The sequence below is a fragment of the Roseateles sp. GW823-FHT07B05 genome (assembly GCF_058794515.1).
On the sequence record NZ_JBXAGX010000001.1, the window covers coordinates 1,036,683 to 1,046,102 of the forward strand.

General features: G+C 68.1%; 10 protein-coding genes and 1 tRNA gene. 6 read left to right on the forward strand and 5 right to left on the reverse strand.

The genetic code is table 11. From position 1 onward, the window contains the following. Positions 1 to 6: 6 nt before the first annotated feature. From AC1Q7O_RS04265 to AC1Q7O_RS04285, 5 genes are read right to left on the reverse strand one after another with little or no spacing between them, the layout of a single operon-like run. On the reverse strand, positions 7 to 780 hold the full coding sequence (locus AC1Q7O_RS04265; RefSeq protein WP_492659236.1) for a M90 family metallopeptidase: 774 nt from the start codon (positions 778 to 780) through the stop codon (positions 7 to 9). Next, positions 780 to 1,526 carry a UDP-2,3-diacylglucosamine diphosphatase gene (locus AC1Q7O_RS04270; RefSeq protein WP_492659225.1) on the reverse strand — a complete coding sequence of 249 codons (747 nt, stop codon included), beginning with the start codon at positions 1,524 to 1,526 and terminating at the stop codon, positions 780 to 782. The genes AC1Q7O_RS04265 and AC1Q7O_RS04270 overlap by 1 nt, the downstream gene beginning before the upstream one ends. Beyond that, on the reverse strand, positions 1,523 to 2,020 hold the full coding sequence (locus AC1Q7O_RS04275) for a peptidylprolyl isomerase (RefSeq protein ID WP_492659226.1): 498 nt from the start codon (positions 2,018 to 2,020) through the stop codon (positions 1,523 to 1,525). Before AC1Q7O_RS04275 ends, AC1Q7O_RS04270 begins: the two co-directional genes overlap by 4 nt. Beyond that, positions 2,017 to 2,577: a peptidylprolyl isomerase gene (locus AC1Q7O_RS04280; protein WP_492659227.1), complete on the reverse strand. Its 561-nt coding sequence runs from the start codon at positions 2,575 to 2,577 to the stop codon at positions 2,017 to 2,019. The genes AC1Q7O_RS04275 and AC1Q7O_RS04280 overlap by 4 nt, the downstream gene beginning before the upstream one ends. Positions 2,578 to 2,580: 3 nt before the next feature. After that, positions 2,581 to 3,111, reverse strand: a complete 531-nt coding sequence (locus AC1Q7O_RS04285; RefSeq protein WP_492659228.1) for a tetratricopeptide repeat protein — start codon at positions 3,109 to 3,111, stop codon at positions 2,581 to 2,583. 127 nt (positions 3,112 to 3,238) lie between these two features. Between AC1Q7O_RS04285 and cysS the strand changes: the two genes are divergently transcribed. The 6 genes from cysS (at position 3,239) to AC1Q7O_RS04315 (ending at position 8,969) form a co-directional block, all read left to right on the forward strand. Continuing rightward, entirely contained in the window at positions 3,239 to 4,612 is a 1,374-nt protein-coding gene (gene cysS, locus AC1Q7O_RS04290; RefSeq protein ID WP_492659229.1) for a cysteine--tRNA ligase, read from the forward strand. Then, positions 4,612 to 5,247 (forward strand): DNA-3-methyladenine glycosylase family protein, encoded by a 636-nt coding sequence (locus AC1Q7O_RS04295; protein ID WP_492659230.1) that lies wholly within the window; start codon positions 4,612 to 4,614, stop codon positions 5,245 to 5,247. Before cysS ends, AC1Q7O_RS04295 begins: the two co-directional genes overlap by 1 nt. After that, positions 5,247 to 6,218, forward strand: a complete 972-nt coding sequence (locus tag AC1Q7O_RS04300; protein WP_492659231.1) for an acetyl-CoA carboxylase carboxyltransferase subunit alpha — start codon at positions 5,247 to 5,249, stop codon at positions 6,216 to 6,218. Before AC1Q7O_RS04295 ends, AC1Q7O_RS04300 begins: the two co-directional genes overlap by 1 nt. A gap of 7 nt (positions 6,219 to 6,225) precedes the next feature. Next, the gene (tilS, locus tag AC1Q7O_RS04305) at positions 6,226 to 7,491 is read left to right on the forward strand and encodes a tRNA lysidine(34) synthetase TilS (RefSeq protein ID WP_492659232.1); all 1,266 of its coding nucleotides are present in this window, start codon (positions 6,226 to 6,228) and stop codon (positions 7,489 to 7,491) included. Positions 7,492 to 7,550: 59 nt separating this feature from the next. Beyond that, the gene (locus AC1Q7O_RS04310) at positions 7,551 to 8,828 is read left to right on the forward strand and encodes an aspartate kinase (protein ID WP_492659233.1); all 1,278 of its coding nucleotides are present in this window, start codon (positions 7,551 to 7,553) and stop codon (positions 8,826 to 8,828) included. A gap of 48 nt (positions 8,829 to 8,876) precedes the next feature. Beyond that, positions 8,877 to 8,969, forward strand: a tRNA-Ser gene (locus AC1Q7O_RS04315). Positions 8,970 to 9,420 lie beyond the last annotated feature (451 nt).

Consider the following 9,420-nt stretch of genomic DNA (forward strand, 5'->3'; position numbering starts at 1 on the left):
TTGTTGTCAGCCCGCCGGGTCCTGTCTGAAGAAGTCGGCCAGCAGGCGGTACATCGCTGGCTCCTCCATGCGCATCGCGGCGGGCGCCACGAAGAAGGCCTCGACGGCCACGGCAAAGAATTCCTCGACGGCCTCGCCGCCATAGGGGTCGATCAGCGTGTCTTCGCCGGCGTCGATGCGCTCGCAGAACTTCTCCCACTCGGCGTCGATCACTTCGATCCAGCGCTCGCGTTCGTCGGCGTCCAGTGGCGGCACGCCGTCGGCCAGCCCGTCGCGCATGTCGATGACGTGGGCGAACTCGTGGATGACGACGTTGAAGACCGCGTCTGCGCCGAACTCGGCCGGGTCGTCGCTGATGGCGATGGCCTGCCAGGCCAGCATCAGCGGCCCGCCTTCCATCGCTTCGCCGGCCAGTTCCTCGTCGTACTCGTGGACGATGCCGTCCTCGTCCTCGAAGCGCCGCTGCGCGACCACCTCGCCGGCGTGCATGACGATGCCGACGAAGCCGTCGTACCAGGAGAGCCCCAGCCGCAGTACCGGCAGGCAGGCCTGCGCCGCGACGGCCACGGCCACCTCGTCGCTGACCTCGAAGCCGGCGACGCCGTGGAATTCCTTGGTCGACAGGAACAGGCTGCACAGCCGGCGCAGTTCGGCGAGGTCGTCCTCGTTGCGCCGGGCCAGGAAGGGGTAGCGCAGCAGCGTCAGCTGCCACAGCGCCTCGGGAATGGCGTGGCGTTCGACGGCGCGTTGCTCGCGCCAGCCCCGGATGGCCTTCAGGATCACAGCGGCAGCCGTTGCAGGCCGGCGGCCGACAGACGGATGACGTCGCCGCGGGGCGGCGAGGCGTCCAAGTCCCAGTCGGACAGCACGACCCGCCGGAGGCCATCGCCCAGGCCATGCTCGGCCGGGCGGTGCGTGTGGCCGTGGATCAGCGTCGTGGCGCCCGCCTCTCGCAGCAGCGCATGGCAGGCGTCGGCATCGAGGTCGGTCGCCATCAGCTGCGCAGCCTGGGAGGCGCGGCTCTGCGCACGCGCCTGGCGGCCGAAGGCCTGGCGTTCTGCCAGAGGTTTGGCCAGGAAGTCGGCCTGCCAGGCGGCCGAGCGCGCGGTGGCGCGCCAGGCCTGGTAGCCGGCGTCGGCCAGGCACTGCGCGTCGCCGTGCGCCAGCAGCCAGCGCTGGCCGAAGGCAGTCAGCACGGTGGGGTCGGGCAGGGCGGTCATGCCGGCGTCGGCCAGCAGCTCGGCGCCGACAAGGAAGTCGCGGTTGCCGGCCATGAAGAACAGGTCCAGCCGCCGCGATGCCTCGCGCAGCATCGTCACGACGCCGGCCTCGAAAGGCTCGTGGCGGGCATCGTCGCCCACCCAGACCTCGAAGATGTCGCCCAGCAGCAGCACGGCGTCGGCCGTGGTCCGGGCGAGGTGCGCCTCAAGCCGGGCCAGCGTGCCCGGCGTGTCCGGCCCCAGGTGCAGGTCGGACAGCAGGTCCACCTGCTGCCACTGCACCGGCGCCGTCAGCGTGTGGATCAAACCTCGACGGCCTTCTCGATGACCACGGCCTCGACCGGCACGTCGTCATGGAAACCGGAGCGGCTGGTCTTGACCTTCTCGATCTTGTCGACGATGTCCTGGCCCTCGACGACCTTGCCGAACACGGCATAGCCCCAGCCCGACGGGCTCTCGGACTTGAAGTCCAGGAAGCCGTTGTTCGTCGTGTTGATGAAGAACTGCGCCGTGGCCGAGTGCGGCGCGTTCGTGCGCGCCATGGCCAGCGTGTAGTGAGCGTTCTTCAGGCCGTTGTTGGCCTCGTTCTGGATGGGCGCCTCGGTGGGCTTTTGCTTCATGCCCTGCTCGAAGCCGCCGCCCTGGATCATGAAGCCCTTGATGACGCGGTGGAACACCGTGCCGTCGTAGTGGCCGGCGCGCACGTACTGCAGGAAGTTGGCGACGGACAGCGGCGCCTTCTCGGCGTCCAGCTCGATGAGGATGTCGCCGTGGTTGGTGGTGAGTTTGACTTGGCTCATTTGGGTGCAGGCTCGACGAGAGCCTTGGTGATGAAGATGGGCTTGAGGGGCAGATTCTCGTGGATGCCCCTCGCGGCGGTCTCGGCGGCGCGGATCTTGTCGACGACCTCCATGCCCTCGACGACCTGCCCGAACACGGCGTAGCCGCTCCTGGGGTTCATGGGGTCGGCGTCGAGATAGGGGTTGTCGACGACGTTGATGAAGAACTGCGACGTCGCCGAGTTCGGATCGCCCGTGCGGGCCATCGCGAGGCTGCCGCGCACGTTGGACAGGCCGTTGCCGGCTTCCAGCGGAATGGGTGACTTGACCGGGCGCTGGTTCAGCTTGGCGTCGTAGCCGCCGGTCTGCACCATGAAGTTCGGGATGACGCGGTGGAAGATGACGCCGTTGTAGTGGCCGGCCTTCACGTACTGCAGGAAGTTGGCCACCGACTTGGGCGCCTTCTCGGCATTGAGCTGGATGCGGATGTCGCCTTCGGAGGTCTGCAGCTTGACGGTCTGCGCCGAGGCGCCGGCCGCGGCCAGCAGGGCGGCCAGGAGGAGAGCGGTCTTCGTCATGGGTCAGCGGGTCCTGGAGAGATTGGCGGTCAGCGCCAGCGTGCGGCTGATCTTGCCGGCCAGCGCGTCGCTGGGCATCAGCGAGACCTTCTGCGCGCGCTGGTAGGCGCGCAGCGCCAGTCGCAGCAGCACGTCGCCGAGGTTCTCCTGTGCCTGCGCATGGTCGGGCTGCAGCCGCAGCGCCTGTTGCAGCGCGGCCTGGGCTTCATCCAGCTCGCCCGCGGCGGCGTGCAGCACGGCGAGGTTGTTGTAGGGGTCAGCCAGGTCGGGGAAGTCCTGCGTCAGCCGCGTGAAGAGGGCCGCGGCCTTGGCGCGGTCGCCCAGCTCCATGCGCATGACGCCCAGCGCGAAGCGCAGTTGCAGGTCGTCGGGCGTGCGGCTCAGCGCCTGCTCGACCTGTTCGACGGCCTGGGTCTTCTGGCCGGCCAGCCACAGGCGTTGGGCACTGGTCAGGTCGTCGGCTCGGGCTGGGGCGGCGGCGAGCGCGAGGCTCAGCACGACGGGCAGCACCAGGGTGGGGAGGGGCAGGCGCATGAGGGTTGTAGCGGGGAGCGGCAAAAGGGGTGGCCGCTATACTGGAAATCATTCTATGAGCCCCGCCTGGGCGGTCCCGGTGCGGGGCTTCTTGTTGGTGGGCGCCTGCCCCCTGTTCCCGTCTCACATGTCCCTGCGCGTCCACAACTCCCTCAGCCGCACCCTCGAAGACTTCAAGCCGCTCGTGCCTGGCCAGGTGCGCATGTACGTGTGCGGCATCACGGTCTACGACTTGTGCCACATGGGGCATCTGCGCATGAACATGGCGTTCGACGTCATCTACCGCTGGCTGCGCGCCAGCGGCTATGCCGTCACCTATGTGCGCAACGTGACGGACATCGACGACAAGATCATCAGGCGCGCCGTCGAGCGTGGCATCACGATCCGCCAGCTCACCGAGGAGATGACGGCCGCGATGCACGAGGACTTCGCCGCCGTCGGCCTGCTGCGCCCCGACCACGAGCCGCGCGCGACCGAGTACGTGCCGCAGATGCTGTCGCTGATCGAGCGCCTGGAAGCGCGCGGCCTGGCCTACCGGGCCGAAGGCGGCGACGTGAACTACGCGGTGCGCAAGTTCGACGGCTACGGCAAGCTCAGCGGCAAGAGCCTCGATGACCTGCGCGCCGGCGAGCGCGTGGCGGTGGATGACGGCAAGCTGGACCCGCTGGACTTCGTACTCTGGAAGGCCGCCAAGGCCGAGGAGCCGGCCGACGCCAAGTGGGCCGCGCCCTTCGGCGAGGGGCGCCCGGGCTGGCACATCGAGTGCTCGGCGATGAGCTGCGCGCTGCTCGGCGAGAGCTTCGACATCCACGGCGGCGGCGCCGACCTGCAGTTCCCGCACCACGAGAACGAGATCGCGCAGAGCGAGGGCGCCGGCTACGACTTCGCGACCTACTGGCTGCACAACGGCTTCCTGAACGTCGACGGCGAGAAGATGTCCAAGAGCCTGGGCAACTTCTTCACCATTCGCGACGTGCTGAAGAAGTTCGACGGCGAGACGCTGCGCTTCTTCATGCTGCGCACGCACTACCGCCGGCCGTTCAACTTCAGCGACTCGCACCTGGAAGACGCCCGCACGGCGCTGACGCGCCTGTACACGGCGCTGGACGCGGTGCCCCCCGCCGACGTCGTCATCGACTGGAACGAGCCCAGCGCCGCAGCCTTCAAGGCCGCGATGGACGAGGACTTCGGCACCCCGGGCGCCGTGGCCGTGCTGTTCGACCTCGTCAACGAGGTCAACCGCGACCGCTCGCCGCAGAAGGCCGGCTTGCTGAAGGCGCTGGCCGGCGTGCTGGGCGTGCTGCAGCAGGCGCCGCGCGCCTACCTGCAGGGCGGTTCCGGCGGCGATGACACGGCCTGGATCGATGAACGCATCGCCGCGCGTGCCGCCGCCAAGGCCGCGAAGGACTTCGCCGGTGCCGACGCCATCCGCGCCGAGCTGTCGGCCAAGGGCATCACGCTGAAGGACGGTGCCGGCGGCACGACCTGGGTGAAGAGCTGATGGCGGCCGTCTCCGAAGTCGTCCCGGCGTACTGGGACGAAGCCTGCAAGCACCTGGTCAAGCGCGACCGGGTCATGAAGAAGCTGATTCCGCAGTTCGGCGAGGCCCGCCTGCAGAGCCGCGGCGATGCGTTCGCCACGCTGGCGCGCTCCATCGTCGGTCAGCAGATCTCCGTGAAGGCCGCGCAGTCGGTCTGGCACAAGTGGGTGGCGCTGACGCCGAAGTTCCAGCCTGCCGCCGTGCTGGCACTGGACGTCGACGCGCAGCGCGCGGCCGGCCTGTCGGCGCGCAAGGTCGAGTACCTGCGCGACCTGGCGGAGCACTTCAGCACCGGCCAGGTCCATGTGCGCCAGTGGGCGCAGATGGACGACGAGGCCATCATCGAGGAGCTGGTTGCCATCCGCGGCATCGGCCGCTGGACGGCCGAAATGTTCCTGATCTTCCACCTGATGCGCCCCAACGTCATGCCGCTGGACGACGTCGGCCTGCTCAAGGGCATCAGCCTCAATTACTTCTCCGGCGAGCCTGTTTCCCGTGCCGAAGCCCGCGAGGTGGGCGACGCCTGGGCGCCGTACCGGTCCGTGGCCGTTTGGTACATTTGGCGCAGCCTCGATCCGCTACCTGTGGACTACTGATGAGCAAAAAACACTTCCTGGAATTTGAGCAGCCGATCGCTGAACTCGAGACCAAGATCGAAGAACTGCGCTATGTGCAGAGCGAGTCGGCCGTCGACATCTCCGAGGAGATCGACCGCCTCTCCAAGAAAAGCCAGCAGCTGACGAAGGAGGTCTACTCCAACGTCGCGCCCTGGCAGGTCTACCAGATCGCCCGCCACCCGCAGCGCCCGCAGACGCTGGACTACTGCTCGGAAGTCTTCACCGAGTTCCAGGAGCTGCACGGCGATCGCCATTTCGCGGACGACGCCGCCATCGTCGGCGGCATCGCGCGCTTCAACGGCCAGGCCTGCATGGTCATCGGCCACCAGCGCGGCGCTGACGCGAAAGAGCGCACGCTGCGCAACTTCGGCATGCCGCGCCCCGAGGGCTATCGCAAGGCGCTGCGCCTGATGAAGCTGGCCGAGAAGTTCGGCCTTCCGGTCTTCACGTTCATTGACACCATGGGCGCCTACCCCGGCATCGGTGCCGAGGAGCGCGGCCAGTCCGAGGCCATCGGCCGCAACATCCTCGAGATGGCGCAGCTCGAAGTGCCCATCATCGCCACCGTCATCGGTGAAGGCGGCTCCGGCGGGGCGCTCGCCATCGGCGTGGCCGATCAGGTGCTGATGCTGCAGTTCGCTGCCTATTCCGTCATCTCGCCAGAAGGCTGCGCGTCCATCCTGTGGAAGAGCAGCGAGCGTGCCTCCGACGCCGCCGATGCGCTGGGCATCACGGCGCACCGCCTGAAGGCGCTGGGCCTGATCGACAAGATCGTCAGCGAGCCCGTGGGCGGCGCCCACCGCGACGCCAAGCAGATGGCGTCCAACCTGAAGCGCGCGCTGTCTGACGCGCTGCGCCAGGTCAGCGACCTCAAGACCCGCGAGCTGCTGGACCGCCGCTACGAGCGCGTCCAGGCCTATGGCCGCTTCAGCGACACCAAGAATCGCTGAACCCGAGTTGGTCGCGGTCGCCTTCAGCGGCGGCCTCGACTCCACCGCGCTGCTGCACGCCGCCACCCGCACGGGGGCGCGCGTGCTGGCGCTGCATGTTCACCATGGCCTGCAACCGCAGGCCGACGACTGGGCAGCCCACTGCGAGCAGGTGGCGCGTCAGTTTGGCGCCACCTTTGCCTGCACGCGGCTGAGCGGTTCGCCCCGGCGTGGCGACAGCATCGAGGCCTGGGCCCGCGCGGGCCGGCACCGCGCGCTGCACGACATGGCCGCCGCAGCTGGGGCCGACCTGCTGCTGTTGGCCCACCACCGCCGCGACCAGGCCGAGACCTTCCTGCTGCAGGCCATGCGCGGCGCGGGCACGGCGGGCCTGGCGGGCATGCCGAAGGCGCAATGGCGCGACGGCATCTGCTGGGCGCGACCGTGGCTGGATCAGCCGCGCGACGTGATCCAGGCCTATGCCGAGCAGCACGGGCTGCGCTGGATCGACGACCCCAGCAACGCCGACGGCCGCTACGCCCGCAACCGGCTGCGGCAGGCGCTGTGGCCGGCATTCCCCAGCGCGGAAGCGGGGCTGGCGCAGGCGGCGCGCTGGGCCCAGCAGGCCGAGGCGCTGGCGGCCGAAGTCGCCGCGGCGGATCTGGCGAGCCTGGCGACATCCGAACGCCTGGATCTGGCGGCGTTGGCCGCTTTGTCTCCCGCCCGTGCCAGCAATGCGCTGCGGGCCTGGCTTGCACGGCACACGGCCGCACCGGCCAGCCTTGTCGAGCGTCTGCTGACGGAGTGGCGGCCAGGCGCCACGCTGTGCTGGCCCGCGCCTGGAGGCGCCTTGCACGCCTATCGCGACGGGCTGTACTGGCAGGCGGCGGCCGAAGAGCTTCCTGGGGCCTCGCAGGTTGACCTCAGCCTGCCGGGCTTCCATCCTCAGCCTGGCTGGGGCGGTGGCTGGCTGGTCGAGCCGGGTTCGCCCGGCATTGCGCTGTCGCGGTTGGCCGGCCTGACCCAGCGTGCGCGCGCCGGTGCCGAGCAGTTCCAGCGCGAGCCGGCCTCCGCGCTGCGCAGCCTGAAGAAGGCCTGCCAGGAGGCCGGCCTGCCCCCCTGGCGCCGCGGCGGTCCGCTGCTGTTTGACGCCACGGAGCGGCTCGTCGCCATCGCCGGGCTGGGTATGGATGCCCGTGCCTTCGCCGAAAAAGATGAGCTGCAGCTGTCTTTACGCTGGCTGGACGACTCCGCCTTGCCTCAGCGCGAAGGCGGAACCGACGCAGCTGCATAAAATCAGGGGTTTGCGAGCGTGCCGTCCCGGCAGCTCCGTCTTCAGCCTTCGCGAAACACATGGCTCTGATCGTCCACAAGTACGGCGGCACCTCGATGGGGTCCACCGATCGCATCCGCAACGTCGCCAAGCGCGTCGCCAAATGGGTGCGTGCCGGCCACCAGATGGTGGTCGTGCCCTCGGCCATGAGCGGCGAAACCAACCGCCTGCTGGGCCTGGCCAAGGAGCTGTCGCCGGCCAGGCACACGCCGGCGCTGGCGCGCGAGCTGGACGCGATTGCCGCCACCGGCGAGCAGGTCTCCGTCGGCCTGCTGGCCATCGCACTGCAGGCCGAAGGGCTGGAGTCGGTCAGCTACGCCGGTTGGCAGGTGCCCGTGGCCACCGATTCGTCCTACACCAAGGCCCGCATCGAAAGCATCGACGACAAGCGCGTGCGCGCCGACCTGGCCGCCGGCAAGGTCGTCGTCATCACGGGCTTCCAGGGCATCGACCCCGAAGGCCACATCACGACGCTGGGCCGTGGTGGCTCCGACACATCGGCCGTGGCGATCGCCGCGGCGATGAAGGCCGCGGAATGCCTGATCTACACCGACGTGGACGGCGTCTACACGACCGACCCGCGCGTGGTGCCCGAGGCGCGCCGTCTCAGCACCATCACCTTTGAAGAAATGCTGGAGATGGCCTCGCTGGGCTCCAAGATCCTGCAGATCCGCTCGGTGGAATTCGCCGGCAAGTACCGCGTGCCGCTGCGCGTGCTGTCCAGCTTCACGCCGTGGGACATCGACATCACCGAAGAGGCCGCCTCCGGCACGCTGATCACTTTCGAACAAGAGGACGAGAACATGGAACAAGCCGTCGTTTCGGGCATTGCCTTCAACCGTGACGAGGCCAAGGTGACGCTGCTGGGCGTGCCCGACAAGCCCGGCATCGCCTTCCAGATCCTGGGCCCCGTGGCCGAGGCCAACATCGACATCGACGTCATCATCCAGAACGTCTCCCACGACGGCAAGACTGACTTCTCCTTCACCGTGCACCGCAACGACTACGCGCGCACGATGGAGCTGCTGCAGAACACCGTGGGCCCGGCCACCAACGCGGCCAAGGTCGCGGGCGACCCGAAGATCTGCAAGGTCTCCATCGTCGGCATCGGCATGCGCTCGCATGTCGGCGTGGCCAGCAAGATGTTCCGCGCGCTGTCGGAAGAGGGCATCAACATCCAGATGATCTCGACGAGCGAGATCAAGACCAGCGTCGTCATCGACGAGAAGTACATGGAACTGGCCGTGCGCGCGCTGCACAAGGCCTTCGATCTGGACCAGGAAACGGCTTCGGCCTGATTTTTCTCCGAGAGTGCTCCGCGCTGGTATAGAATGCACGGCTGTGCTGGAGTCGTGACCGAGTGGCCGAAGGTGCTCCCCTGCTAAGGGAGTATGTGGGCAAAACCTGCATCGAGGGTTCGAATCCCTCCGACTCCGCCAAGTACACGTTCTAGGGCGTCCCAAGACGCCTCGCAAAGAACCCTGAAAGCCCGTTTTCCCCAGTGGAGACGGGCTTTTTTGTCTTTGGCCATCCACGAAGCTGCGTTTGCAGCCAAGCTTCGTTGGGGGTAGTTTTGGGGGTACGGCCTTGCCGAGCTGGGGGTACTTTTCCTCCAGCGTCCGATGGAGCTCCCCATGGCCCTCACCGATACCGCCATCGAGCAGCTGAAGGCCAGCCGACAAGGCGGTCAAGATCGCCGATGAGAAGGGGCTGCTCCCGCCATTCAGCCTGGAAGCGCATGGCGATGACATTCCTGCGCACCAGCGAACGCATTGCTGCTTGGTGGCGCAAGTTCTACCTGGACGCGACTAGCTGTTGAGTTCCAGTAGGTTGTTCATGGCCGGGATGCGGCTCATGGGTGGCTGGCGGTTGAGTGCGGAGTGTGGCCGA

Excerpts from the sequence above, each read along its gene's own strand:
- AC1Q7O_RS04280 (WP_492659227.1), bottom strand. The coding sequence starts at position 2,577 with ATGACGAAGACCGCTCTCCTCCTGGCCGCCCTGCTGGCCGCGGCCGGC.
- AC1Q7O_RS04285 (WP_492659228.1), bottom strand. The coding sequence starts at position 3,111 with ATGCGCCTGCCCCTCCCCACCCTGGTGCTGCCCGTCGTGCTGAGCCTC.
- AC1Q7O_RS04275 (WP_492659226.1), bottom strand. The coding sequence starts at position 2,020 with ATGAGCCAAGTCAAACTCACCACCAACCACGGCGACATCCTCATCGAG.
- AC1Q7O_RS04295 (WP_492659230.1), top strand. The coding sequence starts at position 4,612 with ATGGCGGCCGTCTCCGAAGTCGTCCCGGCGTACTGGGACGAAGCCTGC.
- cysS (WP_492659229.1), top strand. The coding sequence starts at position 3,239 with ATGTCCCTGCGCGTCCACAACTCCCTCAGCCGCACCCTCGAAGACTTC.
- AC1Q7O_RS04300 (WP_492659231.1), top strand. The coding sequence starts at position 5,247 with ATGAGCAAAAAACACTTCCTGGAATTTGAGCAGCCGATCGCTGAACTC.
- AC1Q7O_RS04310 (WP_492659233.1), top strand. The coding sequence starts at position 7,551 with ATGGCTCTGATCGTCCACAAGTACGGCGGCACCTCGATGGGGTCCACC.